Below are 22,934 nucleotides of genomic sequence, written 5' to 3' on the forward strand. Positions count from 1 at the left end.
ATTCATAATTTAGTAACGAAAAAGGAACTGCTGGGCGGTTCCTTTTTTCATTAGCGAACGATTCTTTTGCCGAAATTGTCCCATAAGAAATGATGCATTCCTTATGGCGGTAATTCTTTTCGATGGCGTTTGTAACTTTTGTAATTCCACCATTAATTACATCATTGACCACGACGAGGGTCGGCATCGGTTTGCTTCCTTACAGTCGGAATTTGGGCAGGAGTTACTGAAAAAGAACAAGCGTTCCATTACCAATTTTGACAGTGTTATTCTTTGGGAAGACGGCTGTTTATACGAAAAATCAGAAGCGGCCTTACGCATTGCTAAACATGTAAAAGGCTGGAAATGGCTCTGGGCGTTCCGGTTTTTACCCCTTTTCCTCCGGAATGGGGTTTATAATTTAATAGCCCGAAATCGTTACACCTGGTTCGGAAAACGCGAAGCCTGCCGACTTCCCAGTCTCGAAGAACGGGCCCGTTTTGTTGGATAAGCCCAGTTCATCCTATTTTTGCGGTCAGAACAAACTTATCAGCATGAAAGCTTATGTTTTCCCGGGTCAGGGATCGCAATTTTCGGGAATGGGGAAAGACCTCTATGAATCTTCAGAAGAAGCCCGTATTCTTTTCGAAAAAGCCAACGATATTTTAGGTTTCCGCATTACAGATATCATGTTCAATGGTACCGATGAGGAACTGAAGCAAACGAAAGTAACACAACCGGCTATTTTCCTTCATTCCGTTATTCTGGCAGCCATCACGCCCGACCTAAAGCCTGATATGGTGGCAGGTCACTCTCTGGGTGAGTTCTCTGCTCTGGTAACGGCGGGTGTTTTATCATTTGAAGACGGCGTATCACTGGTTTCGAAACGGGCTTTAGCCATGCAGAGAGCCTGTGAAATCACGGCCTCTTCAACGATGGCAGCCGTATTAAGTTCGCTTCCTGATGAACAGGTAGCGGGTATTTGTGAGCAGGTGATGAAGGAAACGGGTGAAGTAGTGGTTGCCGCTAACTATAACTGTCCCGGCCAGTTGGTTATTTCCGGCTCGCAGGAAGGCGTTCGTATCGCCGGTGAAAAACTGAAGGAAGCCGGAGCTAAACGCGTGTTGCCCCTGCCCGTTGGCGGAGCCTTCCACTCACCCATCATGGAACCCGCCCGTGAGGAACTAGCAGCCGCCATTGAAGTGACGCCTTTCCACACCGCAAAATTCCCCATTTACCAAAACGTAAATGCCCTGCCTGCGACTCAAATCGACGCTATTAAAGCCAACCTCATTGCCCAATTAACGGCCCCCGTACGCTGGACCCAGTCCATTCAGGCCATGCGTGCCGACGGAGCAACTCTGTTCGTAGAATGCGGTCCAGGCAAAGTATTGCAGGGTTTAGTTAAAAAAATTGACGCTTCTGCGGAAACGGCTGGCGTGTAAAAAAAAATTCAGACTAAAAAACATTCGTATTCAGTGAGTTAACCAAAAATGATCATTTGAATGTGAAATTATTTTTAGTAAGGACTTGACAAGGGTGAAAAAATGCCCTTATCTTTGCACCACCAAAACGGAAATGACCGATGGTGTAATGGTAACACAGGAGATTTTGGTTCTCTTATTCAGGGTTCGAATCCTTGTCGGTCAACGAAAATTTTTAGATTAAAAGAAAAACCCCTTTAGGACGCTCCTAAAGGGGTTTTCTGCTATTAATCCCGTTCACAATACGTTTACAATCCCTGATTTTTCGTGCTTTTGTTCACAATTCGTACCCAAAAAAATGGACGTTTTAGTGCAGTTAAGAGTCAGAAAAGACTACGTTCGAAAGTCTGACGGATATGGTTCCGTTTACCTATACATTCGCATCGATAAAGAAAAAGATCAGATTCCTTTAGGGTTCCACTGGCCCCCTGAATTACTCGATACAAGCAATAATCTTCTTAAATCCCGTCAGAAAGCAGATAAACTTTGCCAGGACTATAATCTCATTACAGGGCAGGCGATAGCTCGCTGTAACGAACTTCTAGTCGAATACAGACTAAAAGGCAGAGAGGTTACACTCAAAGAATTCTTACACGACTATAATCAGTTTGAGAAGCGTAAAGATTTTCTATCCTACATGGAAAAGAAAATTGAGGATCGCTACCGACGTAAAAAGATATCAGAGGGTACGAAGAAGTCGCATGTAAATACGCTGATCTGGCTCAAACTCTTCAAGCCCGTCATACTTTTTCAGGATCTGAATAAAAAGCTAATCGAGTCCTTTGAGGGATGGTTACAACGTCAACACTCCAGACGCGACAGCCACATTTCTGAGAAGCCCCTAGATAGGAATACCATCTCCAATATCCTAAAATTTACTAAAGCCTACATTAACCTGGCTATTGAAGACGAAATTCCCATCACTAATCCGTTCGGAAATGCAGACGTAAAAACTACGAATGACCGCAAGATGGTGGAATTTCTTCTGCCTGACGAAGTAGCCCGTTTGATGGATATGTATGAGCGGGACCCGTTGCCGATCGGAGAAAAGCTAACGCTTTGCCGATTTTTAATCTCTTGCCAGTTAAGCCTACGAATTTCAGACGTCATGGCTTTGGATACCTATAAGCTTAACATATACCTTCAAACCAGAAGATTAATTTTCTATCCTGTAAAACAGCAGATTCAGAAAAAGCTGAAAACGGTATTTCTTCCGATCGACGATATTACATTCTCCTACCTTCAGGATTGTATAGACTTACAGCACGCTGCCGAGAAAGAACAATTAAAGGTAACTGAGCCCTACGGTCGGAAAGTCCTAAAAAAGTTAGCTCATCGAGCTGGAATCACTACAGGAATGGGCTTTCATACTGCCAGGCACACGTTTGCAACCAATTTTCTAAGGGCTGGAGGAAAGATTCATAACCTTCAGCAGATACTAGGTCATACCAGTCTCGAAACGACAATGATCTATGTACATATCGTAGAAGATGACAAAGACGAAGAAATGCTCCGATTAACCGAGTATTACCAGCAATTCCGAAGCTCGTCTCCACTTTCCCGCAATAAAAAGCCCTGAAGTAGTACCGCTACTCCAGGGCCACCGGGGTTAGAAGCCCGGAATTTTTGTATTTTTTGTATTTTATATTTGGGATGGGACCCGCCTGCATGTCACTTCAGAAGCAGACACTATCCCTTTTTGGGTGAAGGTTACGTCGATCATTTCAACCAAGTACTGAAAGCCGTTCATGTAATACTTCTGTTCCCACCTGAAATTAGCCAGGTCAAGACTATCTAGCATCAGCTGGTATTTTTCAGTTTGTGGTTTTTCAAGAAACTGCATCCAGGAACGTCCAAACGTCTCGATTACGCCCTTTTTACCGTCTAACTGAAGGGAATAGTTCTCTGTCTCAATATCTGCTGTTGTGATGCGGTACGCGGGATAATCATCTCCCCCACGCACTGGAGCTAAGGGGTTGGGAATTGTGCGATCAGGCACATAGAACATGATACGACCAGGACTCAGAGATACTTCCTGTTGTTCATACAAAGGAGAAATACCTTTCTGTTTCACTATGGGATTTATTGATATTTCCATCGTTTCACGATTCCACTGTCTCGAATAGTAGGGGCTATTAGGATCAGTTTTATTAATAAAAACTGTCTTTTTCTCAACCAGCATGGGAGAAAAAGGCATTTCGAGTTTCTGATAGAGCTTATCTTCCTGAGCATCGACGATTGCATCGGTCGGTACTGGAGTAAATAAAGACGTTTCTTTTTTCGATAGCTCGTCAGCTGAATCAAGTGAAAACGAAGCCTGCACCGGAGCCAAATCAGCCGTTTCAATTTGTCTACTTTTAAGCATTTTGGAAGTCCAGTCAGTGACGTTACGACTATTGACCACATCACGCAGGAAAACGATCACACACTCTTTTCGTCCAGGATAAAAAACGGGCTTAAAAAAAAGGTTTTGACCGAACCGGTTCACCCATTCTTTCATGGTAAGATCCGGCAAGTGATCTCCTATCTTCCAACTATCGACATACTGATTCCAGGTAGAAACTGTATTCGGTATTTTCATATCGAGGCTACGATTCACCCAGATAATTAATTTTTTGAGTTCATCATCGGTAAATACCTTATCTATAAGGCGATACCCTAATATTTCGCAAGTTTTCTTGATTGCCCACTGAAGATAAATAGCTGGAGCTAGAGAGTAACGAGTTCCAGCTTCAAAATTAAGAGCGTATCCACCCAAATCACCTGAAATTGTTTGCACCAAAGCATTTATATAGCCATTCCAAGCCTTGTTTGATTCATCGTACCAGCCTAAATTTTTAATAACAGGCATGCAATAACGTTCATCGTTACGCATGATATTCTCACCAGCGGGTATTTGATTAATAACTCTGGTTTCAGCAGCCGTCAGGTTTACTGTTGTTATCCTGGCTTGTGCCCTTCCATCTATAGCAATCTGGTAACTAATCTTAAAATCCCCGGAAACAGGAGTATACATCGCAAATCCTGTTGCAGTCCCTTCCGCTCGATAGCCTCTCAAATCAGGACCCGTCATCCCGAATGCCTGATAGTACGCCCATGGTTTGTCATCCGTAGGCATTTTTGCCACTTCAGTCATGAACTTATGTGCAAAATCATTCCAAAAGGGCCTGGGAAGATATTCACCTGTAAGCGATTGCGATATACCTGAATAGGTATAGCTAAAGAGCGTTTCCGCCCCCTTTAAAATCTTGATTGTAGTTTGAAATTGGGATCCACCAAAGTCAGGCAGTTCCGCTCCAAAGAGAAACAGCGATGCAGGGAAAGTTGAATAGGTCACTGTACCCCAATCAAACTGTTTGAGTTTTCGCTTCCAGACCTGAGCTGAAACGTTAGCAGCGGGAATGACGATATCGCATTCATAAAAGCTTCTGGTAACCTTACGAGCCTGTAATCTACCCACCAGTCGAAAAGCTCCCAGGGTTAATTCAACCGGGTAATCTTTTCTTCGATCCGTACGAGATCCCGGCAAATGCGTAAACCCGAAAATCTGAGCATTTTCGGGACAAACAGGAACATTGAACTGATAACTCAAAGAGCCCGTCTGTTCATCAGAAAACAGGGGGCTCTTTAGTTGCATTCTTATTTCAGTGTCCTGATTCAGCTGAAGTAGCTGTCCAGATACGAATAGTTTCATAAGCTGTAAAAGGAATTTGCTACTTCTGAAGAAAGAGTGATATCTAGCGAATAAGCAGGCTCAAAAGAGTTTTCTATTTCAGCTCCTGAAGACGAAGCTCTAACAAAATAATAGGCCTGATCTTTCAAAATAGCCACTTTTTTCGAGCGAAGTAACTCTGTAAAATAGGGTAACCAGCCAGGCGGATAAAGCCCCGTTTTAAATGTGGTTTCGTCGGTTTCTTCCCGACGCTGGGTACGAATCTGAGGACTGTTATGAGCTGCCTTCATAAGCTGGCCAGTATCGCCCTCAAACGTTGCATTAGTCACATACTCACCAACCAGGCTAATTACATCAAAAACACCAAAGCTATTTTGAAAAACAACAATGGTAGGACGTTCATAAGGGCTTCGGTCGATGTGATACGTACGAACCTGCGTTTTCCGACTCCCTGCTTCATCAATAAGGGCTATCTCATACGTTTTTACCGATTCAGGTAGTTGCAACTGCGAAGGCCCGCAGGGGATGCAGTAAACCCCGTAGGGCTCAGCCTGAAAGGATAAGGTATCTAGAAGAGTCTCATTTAATTGATCGTCGTAACAGTTTACGGCCACTTTAACCAGTTCCGAGCTTTCGAAATTATGTAGGTAATACAAAAACTCAGGCTGCTCCGGTAGAATTGGTTTTTCGTCCGGTTGATGGGTTAAAAACTGCATCTGCTCCGCAAAACCTCCAGACACCAGATAATCCTGACCATACTTTGCCGCTAATCTGCCAGCCGTACCTGCACCTATAACAAAGATCTCATCCTGGGACATTATCAAATTATCTTCCCGCTCCACGTCGATGATCCATTCTAGCGATAGCTTTAGTTTTTGAATCATTGTCAGGGGAGCTACCATTAAAAGGCCCGGATCTGGGCAAGCAACTTCGAGGCCGGGCAAATGAGGCAGAATCTCTTCCAGATCGAGTATGATGAATCCAGACGCAGGATCGCGTTCAAAATCGAAATCGAAGAGTTTCGAAAGCTCCGTTCCCAGGGCGGGCCCGGACCTGGCTACTCCAGCCGGAAAACCTTCAACAATCCCTTCAGGAACAGAGTAAGGTAGTTTTGACTCATACGGGTTCCCGGCCATTACGACGGGAACCCGTTGATCGAGACTGGGAGCGATTAAATGAAGACTACTCATTTAAATAGAATTGGAAGCAGTTTGATAGTACCAAAAAGAGCTGGAGGAATAAATAAGCCTAATTTGACCCCTGATTTAAAGCCTTCTTTGCGGCCTTTCTTCTCAGCCACTGCCAGTTTCCCTGGCTGTTCTACTCTCATTTTCACCAGGGCAACTGTTGTATCCTTCAGCATAGTAGCATTCAAATCCCGCTCGGTTCTGACCACTAAATAGATACGCGACCAGGTTTCATCGATGTTCTGACAGGCACTAGGGATTTGCCGGGTCGGCAATTTTTGAATAGTAGTCCCAGAGTTCGAGGAATTCATTGTCGTCTGCGAGTTTCCGATCAACGGTAGACTTAGGCATAGTAGCCACAGTATCAACAATTTTTTCATGGTTGTTTTGGAGTTTACGATCGAGCTGATCTCTGGTCACTTTTTCCAGATTATCAGTCTTAGGCTTACAGTAGAATAAGAAAAAAAGGAGCAGGAATGGAGCTACCTTCCGGGAACGCGAAAAAATAGTTCGTGGATTACTAGGCATGATACCAAGCGTGTAAAGGGCGTACTGAATGTTGATTACATCTTCAGCAGTTAGCACATTACGATTCTTGAGAATCGCCAGGGCAATTAATGCAATCACTACCAGGTAGCGATTCCAGTTTTGGGTTAGGTTACTTTGTAACTGACTCATAGGCTTTTTTAATTAGGGGGATATTGAAATTGAGAGACTTTCGATAGGCTTCCGGGTCACCCGTGAAGTAGCCCGTTTTAACGAATCGCTTAGTGAATTCTTCAGTGATATTCTGAACTTTGAATGAAGAATTATAACGAGGGTACGTCAATAGATAGGCGTTGTCTAACAGTCCTAATTCAAGGGTTTTATAGACGTTATACGTCCCTCCTTCACTTTCCGGGCGTGGACGTGTTCCATCTGCGGGACTCCAGTACGGCGTTTTGCGGCCCTTAGCGGTGGTTATACCACCTGGATTGTTGCCTTTTAGAAGATTGTCAGATCGCCCCCAGGCCGTTTCATGGGCCATGATGGCCATTAGAATTTCAGGGTAAATTCCGTACTTATCAGCAGCCACTTTGACAATTCTCCAGTACGTGTTAAAGAATACCCGTTTTTTGTTGGTGTTCATGGGTATTTCTTTTTGAGGTAGCGAGATAAGAAATGGCTACCAGCAGTTGTAGCGAGGCCGATAATTACAGGTAGAAGAGAATGAAGTAGAAAGCCGGAAATGGTTCCGAATACACTACCTAGCACTGGAGACCAGTTCATGAGTAGATCAGGGAAAGAGTAATGTCGATTCATTAGTGTGGGGTGGATAAACTTGAATCAAAGATTATCTACCCCAGAAGGCTAAAAAAAGACAGGTACTAAATAAAAAAATCCCCTAGCCTTAGTGCCAGAGGATTATAGAGATCTATTTTCTAAACTGCTCAAATATAAGAGCTTATGGTTTAAATAAATATGAACCTAAAGAATTCTTCCCCAAGAGAAGAAACCCGATAACTGTAAGAGTCAGCTTCTCTTGTTCCATCATAAATTTGTTGTTCTACCCCCTTAGTTGTATTGGTCCTGAATTTCAATAACCTTTTTTTGTCTCCTTCAGTTAATTCTAAAAGGCCTAACTTATCAAAATCTTTAACAATTAATTCAACCAATTTTCTATCTTCCCTACTTAAATTTCTATATAGGAAATACTTTCCTTCCTCTCCAAATTTGCTAATAAGTCTCTCAGAGAAATCTGTATTGTGAAATCTAAAATGAGAAGAACAGAAGGCTTCAAATGTTAACATATGTAATGATGTAAATCCATCTAACATATTTAAAAACATTAACTTTTTTGACTCTTTAGCATCAATATTGACAACTGAATTCACCACTGAATTTTTGATAGCTTTCAATTTTTCTTCATCAGCAGTTCGCATTGCCATCCTAATAGCTTCCATCAGAATGGTAATAAATTCTTCATTTTCAGATAAAGATTGAAGCGTCATGCCCTCCATTTTCTGTTCAATCTCTTTGATTGCATTGGCCATTAGATCTATCGCTTTTTCCTTACGTTTTTCAGCTGGGCTTGATAGTACAGAAAAAACCAATTCATGTGCAAGTGGCCCAGCAATAGGAATTGCACCAGCTGCTATCCCGGAAAATGCCTTTAATAATGTGTAAGTCACATCTGAATTATGATCGGAAGGCTCTTGCTGAAAGTCTGTATCCATAGGTATTTTCTTTTAAAAATACACAATTATAAAGCTTCTGCATCACGTCTGGAGACATCTTTCCAGTCCAAATATTCATCTAATCGATCGGTACTTAACTTAACCTGAATGTTATCAAGCTTCGTAGAAAGCTTATCCACTGCTTTCGTCAAATTAGGATCGCTTTGCTGAATTACGATTGGAGAAACAGGAGAGGCCACTGAAGGAGCTGCCGGGCCCTGATTACCGGAATAACCCTGGTCATTTCGCATCTGAAGCCAGTCCAGGTAAGGACGAGTTACAGGGTCATTCATCTGCCAGTTTGGAGTAACCTGTTCTATACCCGCTTCTCCTATCTTAGCAATAATTCCATCCCCGCGTTTTCCTTCTACCCGGCCACCTTCAGCAAGTTCAATTTCAGGTTCAGGCGTTTCTTTCATTTTTGCAATAAGACCGGACGTAGCCAGGGAAACAAGTCCGGCCAGTATAGATCCACCAATACCCCCACCCTGAGCCCAGGCTTTCAACCCCGCAGAAATAGCGTTTAACGTAGCTGAGAAAATAGCGGCGGTTTTTTCAGCTGCCAGCTGTTTACGCTTAATTTCTGCTGATCTACGGGCAGATTCACGTTCGATATTCGTTTTAGCAGATTCATACTGCTCTTTCGAAAGTTTACCGGATTCGTATTCAGCTTCTAATTGTTTCAGGCGTTTGGCAGTAGCAATCTGGTTGTCTTTATCCTGCTGAGCCAGGTTACTTGAAAAAAGATCATAACTGAATTTCCCAGCGGCATTGGCATAATCGACATACAAATCAATCTGTTTAGCGATTCGCTCGCGGGATTTTTTTTCCTCTTTATCCTGTTCTTTATCGTCCTTTTTATCGGCTTTCCCCTGCTTCTCCTGATACTTCGCATAGGCCGCATTACGAAGTTCGAGATACCGTTTTTCAATCTCCAGCTTTTGCTCGGCAGTAGCTTTGAAATTTTCAAGTTCCTGCTGAGCGGTAAGTACATCGAGTTCGGCCCGATATTCAGCCAGTAAATCTTCGCCAGCCTTGGCAACTTCGAGTTTAGCCTGAGCAAGTTTAACAGTTTCCTCCAGAGCAGCTTCAGCAACTTTCTTGGTGGCTTTTTCAGCTTCTTCCTTTTCCTTCTTATCGAATTTGGCCTCAATCTTATTGATTTCGTTAATCAGGGCCTGATCAGAAGCTTTGAGCCATCGGTCATAATCAGTTTGGCTCATTTTCTTCTCTTTTACGAGTTGAGCCATGGACTGACGCTCCAATTCTCTTTTCCAATCAGCTTGAGCAATTTCCTTTTCTCGTTCATCCTTGATGGCCTCCAAGCGAAACATTACGATGTCATGCTGAACCTTTACCTCATTATCGAGGCGATCTTTTGCCAGTTGCTCTGCCTTTGATTTGGCTGATTTATCATCGTCTCCCAGTGTGGACGGATCAAAATTTTCCAGACCATTTTTAGGCTTTTTAGGTTCTTCCGTTTCGGGTTTGACACCACCTTTCCGACCGCGATTTCCAACATATTCCGTCATGCCTTTAGCGGCCAGGGCGGCATCCCGATAGGCTTCTTTCTGACGGTCCAGAAGTTTTATTTCATCACGTAGGTTATTTAAATCCTTATCTGTTACAGTACCTTTCTGAAGCTGTTGAGCGGTAATGATTCCTTCCCGTAACAATCGTTGCCGATACTGACCACTACGAAGAAGTTGACCATCTTTTTCATACTGGAGCGTTTCCATTCCATGGAGACGCTTCTGAGCTTTCTCCAGTCTGGCCGCATAGTCATTAAAGAGGTTAAGATTTTGATCAATTTGCTCCTTATTTTTCTGCTGAAGAAGTAAACGCTGAGCCTCAATAAGCTCACGAGCTTTCCCTGTTGAAATGGATAAAGCATTACCGTAGGCATCCCAGTGGGCCACAGCCGTGGGCATGATTTCAGAAATCTGGGCGGTCAGTTCCTTTAACTGTTTTTGTTTATCTGGAGCATCGGAAGCCGAAATCTGATCGTATTTATCAAGCAAAGGAATAAGTTCTTTATCTAAAGTACCTACTACTTTGGTCTGAGAATCCACTTCACGGTTCAACTTTTCAATTCGTCCTTCCGCCGTATCCATGGATAGAACCAGGTCGGAAAAGCCTTCAGCAATTGCTCCCAGGCCGTCAGCTATCCAGGATTCATTAAAAGCTTTCGATAGAGCATTACCTGCACGCTCCAGCTTTCCAGCCAGGTTATCATTTTTTTCTGAGAAAATCTCGGTTAGTCTTGACGCATCACCGAAAGCTTTATTAACAGATAATTGCTTGGTTTCCAGTTTTCCCAAATCATTGGTAAGAGATCCCAGAGCCTTAACCGTTTCTTTAGACGATACCCCTAATTCATCAAGAGTTTGACCCGCTTGCGTACCACTCATTTTCGCCAGCTTTTTAGTCAGCTCAATCAAAAATTCATTGGGTTTGGTATTGAGAAACTTTTCAAAGGACTCTTTTGACATATTAAACAGTTTCGCAAAACCACCAGATTTGGTCGCAGCAACCATTAAGACGTCTGCTAATCCTGACGAAGCTATTTCTGATGTCAAGCCAGCTTCCTCCATTACAGCAGCATACCCCATTAATTCTTTAATGCCAGGCCTTAAAGTTTCAGGAATCTGTCCCATCCGCTTCAAAAAATCAACCTGAAAACCAGCCGTCGCAGTCCCTTCATCAGCTAATGCTTTCATAGCGGATCCAATCGAATAGATTGAGTCCGCATATTTCATCTCTTTTGTGTCAGAAAAAAGGCCCTTTACTTTTGTAAAATCCTGAGTAAGAACGGCCACTCCACCGGGAAAATCAGATTCCATAGCGACAGCGGCTTGTCCAACTGCTTCGGTGTAGGCTTTTACTTCCTGAGTAGGAATTCCCAGTTTCCCAGCCTCCGTAGCAATTTCTCTCATTTTCTTAGGCCCTAATCGGTTGTCGATATCACCTACTTCCTTGTTAAGCTGCTTTGCCTGTTCGGTTGTCATTCCAAAGGCCTGAGCCAGATCTGTCATTTCATCCGAACGTTTAGCCAGCTTTTCAATTTTCTGCTCGATACTGCTAATCATTCCACCCAACATATCCGCGGCTACGCCTACCAAAGCTCCCCCCACGCCTCCAGCGATTGCGGAAGGGATCTGGTTTTTGATATTATCGAACTGTCCCTTCATTTTTTGAAAAAAGGACTTATTGGGTTCAACTACCGTATTACGTCTTTTGAGTTCCTCGGTATACTCTTTCTCTTTTGCCTTGAGTGCTTCCAATCGTTTCTCATAATCAATCATCGTTGGTGAAAGAGAACTGATCTCTTTGCCAACGTTCTTGATTTCCCGACGCAGAGCATTACTAGACATAGCCAGGGCTCCTACTGCTTTACGCTCAGCATCAGCTGCTAACCTGGCTTCGTCCAATTCTTTTTTAAGAGCCTTTTTTTCTTCACGATTTTTCTTCGTGGTACGGCCCATTTCATTGTATCGCTGATTTAGCTCGTAGACTTTTCGTTCCATCAATCCGAGCTTAGCAATCGCGTCGTTCATGTTTGCGACGACGGCCACTTCAGCGGTTTCTTTTTTTAAGCTCATTCCAGTATGATTGGGGGGTTGGATACGCCAGCAAATGTGTTTAAGATTCGCTCGGTAGTTTGCAGGGGAATGGCCTCCATCAGCCAGTATACCCGGCCATAAAAGGGTTTATTAAACCATTTTTTCGCCACTCGCTTTTTTTCTGCTCCGGCAGAAGCTTCCCGATATGCACTACGGTCAGAGGCCTTAATACCGTTGGAAACTCCCATATCGACGAAGCGACCGTACAGTAAAAAGCTGAAGGTGGCCGTAATTTGGTCACCTTCGACTCTGATCTTATAATCAATAGAGCGTTTGAGTTCGTCTGTAATCCCAATTTTCTTGCGATCCAGCTGTTTGAGCAATCGCTCTTTGGTATAGTTTGCCCATTCACTCACCAAGTCGAATACAGGACCCAGAGGATCTACATCTTCTTGTTGAAAATCCCTTTGAGAATCCAGCAAACGCCCGTAGCCAGAGCCTCCGAGTACGTAGGAATGACGACGGGTGCGGTCGGAGCTATTTAAAGGTCTAGCCATTGCTCTTGATCGTATTCTTCACAAAAGGTAGTTTGCCCAGCCAGGGTGAATTCCACCCGCACACCAGCCGCATTTTCGGTCAATCCACGCACCCGGTATATTTCGAAATTAGTATCATCAAACTTGTATGGACGACCTTGAATTTTCAGGTAACCATTCTGGTTATACTGCATTTTGTAAATACGAGCCCAGATCTGACGAGCCAACGTTTCTGCCTCGTTTTGATGCTGATCGATACTGTTCAAATCACTAGGAACCTTCAGGAGCAAAAAGCCTCCTGGATATAAATCCCGGAACTGTCCTGATCCGTTTTTGCGTAGATTGAGTGTGTACCATTCTAGGCACATGCACCAGTTACGCAACTTCAGTTCGTATCTACCTAACTGCATAATATCCTCGGGTTGATAAGTTGAGAACTGTTTGCGAGTATCGGAATGAGCGATTTTCTTGTTTTTTCTGGCGATATCTTCAAAGAAATCGACGTAGTTCTGGCCGTTCATTTTTTCTGTTTTTGCTTTTCCCAGTATTCTTTTTCCTCGCGGTGTTTTCGAGCTTCGTAATTAGCCCAGCCCATGACATCCCAAAGAGCCTTTTCATCGACGGTTTCTTCGTTGACGATCTGTATAGCCAGGTTGCGTCGGATTGTTGCATAGTCTTCAGTGATTTCAGCTGGAGTAGGATTTTTCTGAGTGGGTTGATTACCACGGCTGGGAAACAATTCCTTGTGTTGCTGAATCATGTAGTGTCTGCTTCCTAAATAGAATAACCGGACGGCTTCCAGTCGCGTATAGCTGATATGAAACAGAGCCTTTTCAATGGCTTTTTCTGAAGCGAAAGAGGCCCATCGCGGACGCGTATAGAGAGTTGCTACGAAGCTGCAAAAATTTCGACGGTGAAAAGGATTTGGATTAAGGCGTGCCAAAGCGACTTCAGCTCGTCGGTATTGGCGGTATGTACAGGAAGTAAGCAGTTCAGTTGGGCCGTGGAGCGGCATAGGTAGAATACCCCAGAGGCGAACCCAAATGGTCGGTTGTTTTTGCCTGGCTAATCTGGCTTCCGAACGCAAAAGCTGGAGTGGTATTTCCAATATATCCTCTATCTGTTCCTCATTGAGCTGTCGGACAGTCAAATTGAATCCGATTGCACCCAAAAAAGGTTTGAGTCGGTACTGCACAAACAACCACCAACGAAACCAGATTGACTGTGTACCCATCAGGATAAACAGTAATTGCCAGAGGTTGTCTTCTCTGGAAGAATGATCCTGCCAGACTACAAACTGACGTAACTGACGTGCAGATAACTCGTTTAATGAGCTGGCAATAAGTATTTCGCGACCTTCGATAAATAAAGCTTGCATGGCTACATAAAAGCGTATAAACCCCAGCTAGGATCATTCTGAACACCGTAATCAGCTGAGATGGTGGGTGAAACGGGATATTCGGGATAGTCAATCGGATTGGCCTGGATAAAAGCGACAGCCTGAGTTAATGCGGCTTCTCCCTGCTTATGAAGCGTTTCAGCTAAAGCATCAATCTGACCGGATGGGGCTGATTTTTTACCCTTAGTAGTACCTGCGGTGGTATTGTCGAACAATAGGATGGTATCATATTCTCCGATAGACATTGCCAGCGATGGAAGAGCATCTGAAAGGGCCAGCTTTGCCAGGGCTTTACCTAATCCATTTTTCAACAGAATTTTTGTCTTCAGGTCTAATGGGTTGGCAAGTAGGCGGTTAAGCAAACTTTCTGTGATAGTTTGCTGGATATAGGTCTGCTGTACATCCATAAGACTAGCTTTCAGCAGAGAAAATAACCGCAGGGAACGAACAGACGGCTCGTAGCTGGCGTATGTAGCCAGGTCACGAAACAGGCAGGTACTTAACTGTGTATACGCTTCTGATTGCCGGAACGCTTCATATTTAGCTTCGTTACTACCAGCATCGAGTATGCGAAGAACTTTTTCTAGTTCAGAATAACCAACCTGAATAAGCCGTAATTGAGCTTCCTCAATAGCGGATGAAGTAGCTCCCTGCTGCGTTTCTGTTTTTGCCTGAAGCCAACCTGCGTCAGTAAACTGTATATTACCGAACGGAGCATACAGATAAAAGGCGAAATGAGCCAATGAACGACGCAGGCAATCCACCAGATCAGCATCAAATGCGTCGGGATTGGCCTGAATATCCAGCACCATTTTTTTACCGACGAATCGGTATAGATAATCCTGTTGAGCCTGTCGGAGATAGCTTCTCAGACGATCAATTTTTGTAAACCCTTGCGATAAAGGGATGTATTCTTCGAATAATTCGATTGTATCAATTAACATCTTTCTTAGGATTCTTTGGGGTAGTCTTTTTTTCGGCAAAAGCAGTCTGGCGATCCTCAGGATTGATTTTATCCTGGGTTTGCATGGTTACCCGGCGTATTTCAAAGGCGATATCGTCAGGCATATGGTTGTATTCTGCAATGAGATAAGGAACCTCAAGGAGTATCTGCTCGAAGATGTAATTGATTACCTGGGATATATTGAAGGATTCGCGTTTGTCTGATCCCCCTTGTCGGCTCTGGCCCGGTGCAGCTCCCAGTGTAGACGGATCAAGCCCGATGGCAAAGGAAATTTGGTTGTCTGCTTCCTGTTGATCGGGAAGAAAATTGCCCTCCAGCTTTGCCTGGGGAACGGCTTCAAGGGTGAAAGCCTTCCGATAATCCGCGTCTTTGTCGAGAATTCCCCGGTCGTAATCAGCAAACAGGTCGGCTACGATCAGCTTTCCGTTGTTTTCCTTCTTAGTGAGATAATCATTAATTTTTTTTACTTCATCCTGACGGCGTTGTCGAAGGATAGCTATGTCTTCAGGTTTTTGAGAACGCTCCAGCGTTATCCAGTCTGGATAGCGTTTACGCCAGTACCACGATGCGATATATATCACATAATTCACGTGTGTCAGATTCTTAAACAGCCATTTTTTAGACTCAGGTACGTCGTTTGATACATCAACCCATCCGTGATCAATTACGGAATAGTAGTCAGGAACGGGATAGATTGATTCATCGGTAGGAATCCGAAGAACGTATATAAACTCGCGTTCTTCGTACTGTTCAGAGAACCCCCGTAAGGCGTCGGCAGGTGAGTAATAGTTAGGGATGATGCGTATTTTAGAAACCCGTTCATCGTTTTCAGAGGATACTTCATCCCAGGATGCACACACATAAACAAACTCGGAAATACCTTTCTCATTGGGTTTTGAGAAGCGACAAAAGGGGGTGGGCTGTGTTTTTACGTAAGAAATTCGATCTCCTTTTTCATTGAGAACGACCGAGACAAAAGAGAGATAGAAGGTTTTTAGATCGCGGGCGGCCAAGCCTTCGTATTGCCGGGCGAAAGATCCTTTGCGGCAAAAAACTTTCCATGCTTCCGGCTCACCATCCGTTCCCATTTTCGAAGAAATTGCCTGGATACCACCCCCTAGCAACTGAGCAGCCGTAAAGCCTAGACCTGCTTTGAGGCGGGTATTCTTGCCGATGATTTTTTGCAGAAGTTGTGGCCAGGTATTTGAGGTTCCCCAGGGATAAATATCGCCGGAGGCCATTTCTTTTTTGACGCGGTTGGTTGCGGGCCGGGTCATCAGATCCCGGGCCGGGGTACTCATCACAAAAGCGTACTGAGAAGTGCCACTGGTGATGTGAATTTCGGCAGAGCCGACTTTTTGGTACGTGTTCATGGTGGGTTAATAGGTTACTTCCTGCCCATTAAACAGGCAGACAAAGCGGAAATAACAGGGGTAAATTTTGCGGGTATCGAGACAGTAGAGCCGTTTGACTTCCGAGCGAAGTTTCTTATTAGGAATCTCTAGACGGCTACTGGGAATGAAGTCTTTGCGAAAAATCTGAGGTACGATTGACAGGTTTTTATACAGGATCGCACGGCGGATAGAAATAGGTTTGCCTCCAGACTTACGCTTCAGGGAAAATGAACTATAGACGATGCTGAAGGGAATTGCTTCGCCAGCAGCATCAAAGGCGTCCATTTTTTCCAGCATTTGCTGGACTGAAATTTGCGGTAGTGGGTTCATAGCAACGAAGCTATTCCACCCTTAAAAGCCAAAAAAAGACAGCCCTGGCTATAAGCCAGGGCTGTCTTTTACTAACATTGACTGTTAGATCAGTTGTTTATTGCTCTGCTAAGGTGAAGTAATAGACTCCATTTTTTTCAGGAATCTGAGGGTTCCAACGGAGACTTGAAATATTAGCGTCTAAATATATTTCTACCAACGTTATTGCTTCCTTCTCACTATTGGCAGTAATTTCTAGTACCACACCTGGAGCAATTTTACCCCCCCGATCTGTATTATGAATTTCAGACCTTTTTTGCTCTGGGTTTTCAAGCGTCAACTGTTTCGTTATTTCATTGTAAGTTCCGATATAATCCAGATTTTCTCCATTGGCTTGAAAAGCAGGGCATTCCGAAGGGTTCTCATCTGAATCTTTACCCTCATAATCGAACTTGACAAAAATTTCGCGGTTGTTAACTATAACTTTTTCCATGATTTACTTAGAAGTGTTAGTAATTCGGTAAGATTAGATTATCGACTCATACTCTTTCTTTTATTTTGATCTACCAAATATTTTTACAATTATTTTATACCACTTTACAGAGCTAGGAACCCTTCTCTGTATCGACCTGATAGCCTAGCAAAAAAAGTACCTCTATAAGTTTTGGCACATACTCTTCAATATTCGACTTCTTACCGGTAATGAAGTCATGTAAAGAATATTTTGGCATTCCGGCTTCAGCTTCGATAGCCGAAACAGAGATCAAATTTTTCTCACGGAGAATGGTACGTTCCTGAAGCCATTCCCGGAGCTGGAGTAAATGGTAGGGTATTACTTTCGAATTTTTCATAAACAGGTGCGATTTCGCGTGATGGATTTTTTGTGAATGGCAACCCCGGCGATTGATCCCACCTTTTTCGGGTGGGTGAAAACGCCGGGTGAAGCGAAAAAAAGGGAGTCCCTAGAAAGGAACTCACCTAAAAGAATCTACAAATACCCTTCATCAGCAAAGGAAAAGTACTTGTCATCGGGCGTAATAATGAGATGATCTAATACTGGAATTTCCAAAAGTTTACCCCCGTCTATCAGTCTAGTAGTCAGCATTTTATCGGCTAGACTTGGTTTCAAGCTCCCTGATGGGTGGTTATGAGCAAGAACAATGTTACTGGCGTTAGCCAAAAGTGCGGCCTGAAAAATCAATTTAGGGTCTGCAACTGTTCCATGGGTTCCACCCTGAGAAATCATGCAATAAGCGAAACAACGATTCGCCCGATTGAGAAAAAAGGCGTAAAATGATTCACGGTAGGCTATTTCCTCCTGATTAAAATAGATTTGGCAGAGTTTAAAGATATGGTGAGAGGTAGTTATAACCGGGGTTTCAAACTGCTTGGGACTTGGGGTATAACTTACTTTCAATTCTGCAACCTCGATACTCGGAGCGACAGGTTCAAAATTAAAAAGGGCTTGGAACTCTGGATGTGTTAGCATTTCTTTGTGATCTGAATCGGGTTTACTTGGTCGTTTACTCGGTTTAACTTGACCCGGTGCTTTTAGTAGCACCGGGTTTTTTGTTAGGCTTCTCTAAGGGCTTTTTTCATTTGTTCATCAAGCTCATAATTACTTAACAAAAGAAATTCCCCATTAATAAAAACAGCGGTCCAAACTCCGAAATGTTCGGCTCCGGGTACGGCGGCAACTTTCCGGGCAGTTTCTTCATTTATTTCTTTGTCTATTGCCTCGAATGCTTCGCCTTCTTCCCGGCCTGTGCAAATGATATTCTTCATACTTGCACTAGAATTTGATTTCTAAAATTTCGGCTTCGAGTTTGGCAAGATGTAAGCGACCTTTTACAATCTGCTTATCTAAAAATTCGAGTATATCATCTTTACTCATTAGCTCAATAAAATTATGGGGACTGATTAAAACAGTACAGGAAATTTGTTCGGCTTCGGCTTCACGTCTGAATTTCTCAACGTTTTCAAGTTTAATTTTAAAAGCGTCACGGTTAGCAATCATACCAGACAGGTTTTTAACCCGATCTACTACGGTAGCAAAATCGCGTTTGGCGGGTACTTCTTCGGCCTGAACAGTAACAATTTTCTCAGAAACGGCAGGAGTTTGGGCCTTTTCGGTTGGTTTTTGGGTGTTGTTTGCGTTTTGCATTTTGGTCGTTTATTATGGTTTAACTTGCTGATAATCACCTTGATTATCTATTCAAATATAGGGATTTTATTCTAATACTCCAAAATTTTGGAGTATTATTTTCCATATTTTACAGTTTATAAGTATCTGATTATCAGTACTTTAACAATATTATTTTTTCGGCGGAGCGAAGCTGGCTGCAAGCCTCACTGCGTGGCACGCCCTGAGTAGTAAATGCAGTTGCATAGGGTGGCCGGCGTGACATCTGAGGGGTCGCGGCTTTATAAAAAAGCTCGACCTACTGACTGTCAGTAGGTCGAGCTTTAAAAACCTATGCAACTTATAGACTAATCACCTAATCCGGGCAGGAATGTAGACACGGCAGGGCCATAGCAGGCACGACCATAGTAAAGACCGTCTCCGGCCTCGGTCAAGTGGGTTGCCTTGACTGGGGCAACTGGGGAGTTTGGACGCTCACTAGTTTTATCCTTAGCCGTGACCGTTCCCCCTCGCTCCGTCGTCTTCCTTATTGCCATAGCATCCTGACAAGCTTCCATCCATTCGCGGCACTCTTCTATATTAAAAGTGAAAGTGTACTGAGCATCTTGATCCCCTTCCATAATCTTTGCTATCTCTTCATAGCGAGTCTTATGGCCCCATGGCTGGCCCGTGTAGACAGGTGTTACGAGCCATCCCCTTTCTTCCAAGACCTTAATAACGATTTGGTCAAACGTCTCTCCTTCTTCACGTCGTTTCTCAGCATCTTCCCCTGTAGCGGTATGGTCAAAGTAATAAATCACTTCCTTAGTTGGGTGATGTTCAAAGTAATCACAAAAGTTATGTACTAACTTACTCAGACGATCAGGGTGATTTACGTACAGGTTCTTACAGAAGTGCAGGCGGTTCTCATGGTCATGGAACTGTCCTATTAGCATAGAGCTGAAGATAGCGTTATAGTCAAGGCTTATTTCAAGGGGCAGAGTCAAATCTATATCAGACTGCCAGCGGCTATCTTTCTTCACGTCCCCCCTTAGCTTGGAGACATACGTATAATTCACTGCGTCTCTACCTTGTTTTGTTTGTGATAGAGAAGGATAAAAACAGTTCTTCACCCGTTCCTGAATGCGGTTTAGAATCGAAAGCTCGGAATCCAGACGACTAGTAGAACTACGAATAAACATTTTGATTGTCTGATCTCCCAGGGCGTGCATATTGTCTAGCGTAGACGCAAAAGACACATATACAGTATCTTTACGCACCTTGTCAGCTTCAGCTTTAAACTGTTGCATTTCTTTCTCCAGACGTTCACGGGCAGATTGCGTTCGGGTCTTCTGTAACTTCCAGTATCGTAAAGAAATTTGCTGTTCCAACTCTAAAATGTACTGTACCTGCACATCATTCATTTGCTTACGGTATTCCATAATCCAGGCATCTTCTGGAGTCCTGGGCATATCGGTAACGAGCGTTAAACTACCGTGCTGGGGCAGATGTCCAAAAAACTGTTTGTTCCCCCGGAGACACAGAAACATTTCTTTCAGTTTAGCATATTTAGCCAAACGGGCTTCTTCCACGATCATCCAGTCAATCGAGTCACCATTCTTTAACGCCTGGTGGTTAATTGAGAAAAACTTTATGGCGGATCCGTTACAAAAAAAAATTGCATGATTGCATTCCTGAAGGGGACGCTTTGCCTGGGGTACATTCAGCTCCTTAGGGGGAAACTCCCGCACCCAAAAATGAACACCTTCTCTTAGACCTATCTTTTCTTTCCAGACACCAATCAACTCAGGGATGATCTCACCAATTAGGTGCGTATAACTAGTACAACCGATTGCACCCACGGAGCCAGGCATGGTGACAACGTTGTGCAAGGCCAGTACGGAAGTAACGCCTTCAGTCTTACCCGTCGCCCGTCCCCAGATTGCTACGTTGATCGACGCACGTACCATGTACATCATTAACTGCGGTACATTTCTATGAATCAGCTTATGCAGATCTTCATTAACATCAGCTTGTAACATCTTCAAAAGGAGTTTCAGGCAGGCTATTAATCGCCTTTTGGTTAATAATCATTTTGGTATACTTCTCTTTCATTTCCTCAAATACTTCCAAATCCCCTGAGATGGTAGAACCCACCAGCTTAGGATCGAAAATGAAAACAGGGACAGGAATAGGGACATTAGCCCAGTCAATTTCCTGACGCTTCTGCATGAGGTCTTTCAAGACTTCCTTATGGACTTTGTTAATGTTGGGCAAGGCACGAAATTCGCCCGCATTAATGATGCGTTCCCGATCCTCCAAGATGTTATCGAGCAATAGCCTGGGATGAAAATCCATCACGTCCAGAGCTGTTCCGGTGTTAAAAAACTCGATAGTGAAGGTGTATTCCTCATAGGCAGTTGAATAGCCTACTCCCCAGTCTGAAACCAGCATATGACACATTCGGCGTCGAGTGAGTCCAGAATCGATCTGATCTTTAAGGAATAGGACTCGCTCAACTTTCTTTTTAAGCGGTTCAGACAAGGAAAAATCCTTCCCCTCCAGGGTAAGTTTGATAGCATCCTGCAAACTTTTAGCAGCCGTCATATTGTGCTTAGTTTTTTAGTTTCGACAATGCGTAAAGCCATTGCCTGGGCAGGGCTACTCCCCGATTCAGCCAGGCGAAAAATGCTTTCACGAACTTTGGCCTCCCTACGCAGGTATTCGATGCGTACTAAATCTTTGAATTCAGGATCGGTACGCTCTACTCCAGTCAGGAAGGTTATATCATTTTCAGAATAATGTAAACTGGCATAGTAAGCCACGTTCTTTTTCTGTTCTTCCGTCATTTGATCTTGGTCGTTAATAGGTTACGGTAAAAAATCGCTGTTGCACGGTCACCCATAATTACCCCTGTCTCCAGTCGGGGATTATTCGAAAAATTCTGACTACTAACGACAGCCAGAGCCCAGGTGTCGTTTTCGATAATAAGCAGTTTAGAGTGTGATTCGTAGAATTGAAGAGAATCAAACGTGGTAGTAGCTAGTTGATAAGCATTCGGGTTACGATGTTCAACGCGGGGATTGAAAACACCAGCCAGGTGCGTGATCTGACCAGCATTCTTGAGATTGAGTAACTGCCGAACGGGCTGTTCAGTCATTGCCCAGGATACGATATGAACGCAGGCTGGCCCGGTTACTTTTAATAGCCAGGTGAGTAGATCATGCTGACTCCAGCGGCCATCCGAATAAAAACTTACCGCTTTGCCCATGTCAACCAAGCCAGCGATTTCAGGTAAAGAAGGATGTTGCGAAACGGCATACGCATCGATAGCAGTTTCCAAACCTTCAGCTCCCCCCGGAGGTTCGAGGCTGGCCGTTACTGAAGAAGTGATTTGGTCATACGGTAGGCGGATCATCGGCTATGTATCGTTGCAGAGTTTCGAGTTCAGTTCTGTATTCCTCAATTCGAGATGGCTTGAGACGTTTTTGGTAGCTGGGAGTCAAATACGTGCGAAGGGTATGGATACGCTTGTACATAATTTCCGGCGAAGTATCAGGATCCACGACAACAGGGGTAGCTGGTTTGGGAACCGGCAGTGTTTTGGTTTCGGCGTAATACCGCTCAATCCGCCAGATTTCATCGATTTCACGCCCGATTTCGTAGATATTCATCTGAATGACGAAGCGATCCTGATCTGTGTATTTTTTAATCTGGTGCAGCAACATCATGCGGAGCTGAGCGTGTAGCTCCCTGCGTTGATTATGTAGCTTCTTACGCTTCTCGATGTAGGGCTTTAATTCTTCAGGAACACCATCGATCTTACGAAGCTGGAGTGAAGGAGCTTCGTGCGTAACCACGTCCGGGGTCGAATTAGAAAGCAGCTCCAAGAGAGCAGTTTCCATTTTCTTGCGACCTAATAGCGTATCACCGATCGCAAATAGTTTTTTGAGCACATTGCTATCCCCGTACTGATCGTAGAGCTGCCTCCCCTGCTGAAAGTCTTTAGCTCCATTGAGCCATTTTTTAATATCCTGCATAAGAGCATAAGAAAAGCAAAGGGCTGGGCCAGTGCGGCCCAGCCCTTTGCTTTAAACATCGATGGAAA

Annotated in this window: 26 protein-coding genes and 1 tRNA gene; 4 read left to right on the forward strand and 23 right to left on the reverse strand. The window is 43.8% G+C overall.

Going from position 1 to position 22,934, the window contains the following annotated elements; genetic code table 11:
* Positions 1-103 precede the first annotated feature (103 nt).
* The 4 genes from QE357_RS15540 to QE357_RS15555 all read left to right on the forward strand — a co-directional run bounded on the left by QE357_RS15540 (position 104) and on the right by QE357_RS15555 (position 3,042).
* Positions 104-490 (forward strand): thiol-disulfide oxidoreductase DCC family protein, encoded by a 387-nt coding sequence (locus QE357_RS15540; RefSeq protein WP_106638524.1) that lies wholly within the window; start codon positions 104-106, stop codon positions 488-490.
* A 43-nt stretch (positions 491-533) separates the two neighbouring features.
* A complete protein-coding gene (gene fabD, locus QE357_RS15545; protein ID WP_106638523.1) occupies positions 534-1,424 on the forward strand; it encodes an ACP S-malonyltransferase in 891 nt (296 codons plus the stop codon).
* A gap of 134 nt (positions 1,425-1,558) precedes the next feature.
* A tRNA-Gln gene (locus QE357_RS15550) sits at positions 1,559-1,629 on the forward strand.
* A 132-nt stretch (positions 1,630-1,761) separates the two neighbouring features.
* A complete protein-coding gene (locus tag QE357_RS15555; RefSeq protein WP_309709273.1) occupies positions 1,762-3,042 on the forward strand; it encodes a site-specific integrase in 1,281 nt (426 codons plus the stop codon).
* A gap of 63 nt (positions 3,043-3,105) precedes the next feature.
* Here the strand turns inward: QE357_RS15555 and QE357_RS15560 are convergent, their stop codons facing one another.
* From QE357_RS15560 to QE357_RS15670, 23 genes are all read right to left on the reverse strand, one after another.
* On the reverse strand, positions 3,106-5,157 hold the full coding sequence (locus tag QE357_RS15560; protein WP_309709276.1) for a hypothetical protein: 2,052 nt from the start codon (positions 5,155-5,157) through the stop codon (positions 3,106-3,108).
* Complete coding sequence (locus QE357_RS15565; RefSeq protein WP_309709279.1) at positions 5,154-6,326, reverse strand: hypothetical protein; 1,173 nt, start codon at positions 6,324-6,326, stop codon at positions 5,154-5,156. Before QE357_RS15565 ends, QE357_RS15560 begins: the two co-directional genes overlap by 4 nt.
* Complete coding sequence (locus QE357_RS15570) at positions 6,323-6,499, reverse strand: hypothetical protein (RefSeq protein ID WP_309709282.1); 177 nt, start codon at positions 6,497-6,499, stop codon at positions 6,323-6,325. The genes QE357_RS15565 and QE357_RS15570 overlap by 4 nt, the downstream gene beginning before the upstream one ends.
* Positions 6,500-6,575: 76 nt before the next feature.
* Complete coding sequence (locus QE357_RS15575) at positions 6,576-7,001, reverse strand: hypothetical protein (protein WP_309709285.1); 426 nt, start codon at positions 6,999-7,001, stop codon at positions 6,576-6,578.
* Positions 6,982-7,452, reverse strand: coding sequence for a glucosaminidase domain-containing protein (locus tag QE357_RS15580; RefSeq protein ID WP_309709288.1), 471 nt, complete (start codon positions 7,450-7,452; stop codon positions 6,982-6,984). The genes QE357_RS15575 and QE357_RS15580 overlap by 20 nt, the downstream gene beginning before the upstream one ends.
* Positions 7,453-7,774: 322 nt before the next feature.
* Complete coding sequence (locus QE357_RS15585; RefSeq protein ID WP_309709293.1) at positions 7,775-8,539, reverse strand: hypothetical protein; 765 nt, start codon at positions 8,537-8,539, stop codon at positions 7,775-7,777.
* Between the two features lie 26 nt (positions 8,540-8,565).
* Positions 8,566-12,141 carry a phage tail tape measure protein gene (locus QE357_RS15590; RefSeq protein WP_309709296.1) on the reverse strand — a complete coding sequence of 1,192 codons (3,576 nt, stop codon included), beginning with the start codon at positions 12,139-12,141 and terminating at the stop codon, positions 8,566-8,568.
* Positions 12,138-12,659 (reverse strand): hypothetical protein, encoded by a 522-nt coding sequence (locus QE357_RS15595; RefSeq protein WP_309709298.1) that lies wholly within the window; start codon positions 12,657-12,659, stop codon positions 12,138-12,140. The genes QE357_RS15590 and QE357_RS15595 overlap by 4 nt, the downstream gene beginning before the upstream one ends.
* A complete protein-coding gene (locus QE357_RS15600) occupies positions 12,644-13,159 on the reverse strand; it encodes a hypothetical protein (protein WP_309709302.1) in 516 nt (171 codons plus the stop codon). The genes QE357_RS15595 and QE357_RS15600 overlap by 16 nt, the downstream gene beginning before the upstream one ends.
* On the reverse strand, positions 13,156-14,016 hold the full coding sequence (locus QE357_RS15605; RefSeq protein ID WP_309709305.1) for a hypothetical protein: 861 nt from the start codon (positions 14,014-14,016) through the stop codon (positions 13,156-13,158). Before QE357_RS15605 ends, QE357_RS15600 begins: the two co-directional genes overlap by 4 nt.
* A 2-nt stretch (positions 14,017-14,018) precedes the next feature.
* Positions 14,019-14,981, reverse strand: a complete 963-nt coding sequence (locus QE357_RS15610; RefSeq protein WP_309709308.1) for a DUF6712 family protein — start codon at positions 14,979-14,981, stop codon at positions 14,019-14,021.
* Complete coding sequence (locus QE357_RS15615) at positions 14,971-16,374, reverse strand: hypothetical protein (RefSeq protein ID WP_309709310.1); 1,404 nt, start codon at positions 16,372-16,374, stop codon at positions 14,971-14,973. Before QE357_RS15615 ends, QE357_RS15610 begins: the two co-directional genes overlap by 11 nt.
* Before the next feature lie 6 nt (positions 16,375-16,380).
* Positions 16,381-16,725 carry a hypothetical protein gene (locus tag QE357_RS15620; RefSeq protein ID WP_309709313.1) on the reverse strand — a complete coding sequence of 115 codons (345 nt, stop codon included), beginning with the start codon at positions 16,723-16,725 and terminating at the stop codon, positions 16,381-16,383.
* Between the two features lie 97 nt (positions 16,726-16,822).
* On the reverse strand, positions 16,823-17,197 hold the full coding sequence (locus QE357_RS15625; RefSeq protein WP_309709316.1) for a hypothetical protein: 375 nt from the start codon (positions 17,195-17,197) through the stop codon (positions 16,823-16,825).
* 112 nt (positions 17,198-17,309) lie between these two features.
* Positions 17,310-17,555, reverse strand: coding sequence for a hypothetical protein (locus QE357_RS15630; protein ID WP_309709319.1), 246 nt, complete (start codon positions 17,553-17,555; stop codon positions 17,310-17,312).
* A gap of 137 nt (positions 17,556-17,692) precedes the next feature.
* The gene (locus tag QE357_RS15635; protein ID WP_309709322.1) at positions 17,693-18,265 is read right to left on the reverse strand and encodes a JAB domain-containing protein; all 573 of its coding nucleotides are present in this window, start codon (positions 18,263-18,265) and stop codon (positions 17,693-17,695) included.
* 11 nt (positions 18,266-18,276) lie between these two features.
* Complete coding sequence (locus tag QE357_RS15640) at positions 18,277-18,489, reverse strand: hypothetical protein (protein ID WP_309709326.1); 213 nt, start codon at positions 18,487-18,489, stop codon at positions 18,277-18,279.
* Positions 18,490-18,496: 7 nt separating this feature from the next.
* Positions 18,497-18,868 (reverse strand): hypothetical protein, encoded by a 372-nt coding sequence (locus tag QE357_RS15645; protein ID WP_309709328.1) that lies wholly within the window; start codon positions 18,866-18,868, stop codon positions 18,497-18,499.
* A gap of 326 nt (positions 18,869-19,194) precedes the next feature.
* A complete protein-coding gene (locus QE357_RS15650; protein ID WP_309709331.1) occupies positions 19,195-20,868 on the reverse strand; it encodes a hypothetical protein in 1,674 nt (557 codons plus the stop codon).
* Positions 20,855-21,433: a hypothetical protein gene (locus QE357_RS15655; RefSeq protein ID WP_309709334.1), complete on the reverse strand. Its 579-nt coding sequence runs from the start codon at positions 21,431-21,433 to the stop codon at positions 20,855-20,857. Before QE357_RS15655 ends, QE357_RS15650 begins: the two co-directional genes overlap by 14 nt.
* A complete protein-coding gene (locus QE357_RS15660; protein ID WP_309709337.1) occupies positions 21,430-21,675 on the reverse strand; it encodes a hypothetical protein in 246 nt (81 codons plus the stop codon). The genes QE357_RS15655 and QE357_RS15660 overlap by 4 nt, the downstream gene beginning before the upstream one ends.
* The gene (locus tag QE357_RS15665; protein ID WP_309709340.1) at positions 21,672-22,244 is read right to left on the reverse strand and encodes a hypothetical protein; all 573 of its coding nucleotides are present in this window, start codon (positions 22,242-22,244) and stop codon (positions 21,672-21,674) included. The genes QE357_RS15660 and QE357_RS15665 overlap by 4 nt, the downstream gene beginning before the upstream one ends.
* On the reverse strand, positions 22,225-22,866 hold the full coding sequence (locus tag QE357_RS15670; protein WP_309709343.1) for a hypothetical protein: 642 nt from the start codon (positions 22,864-22,866) through the stop codon (positions 22,225-22,227). The genes QE357_RS15665 and QE357_RS15670 overlap by 20 nt, the downstream gene beginning before the upstream one ends.
* Positions 22,867-22,934: the final 68 nt, after the last annotated feature.

Origin of the sequence: Siphonobacter sp. SORGH_AS_0500, from assembly GCF_031453245.1 — a bacterium.
Taxonomy (GTDB): domain Bacteria; phylum Bacteroidota; class Bacteroidia; order Cytophagales; family Spirosomataceae; genus Siphonobacter.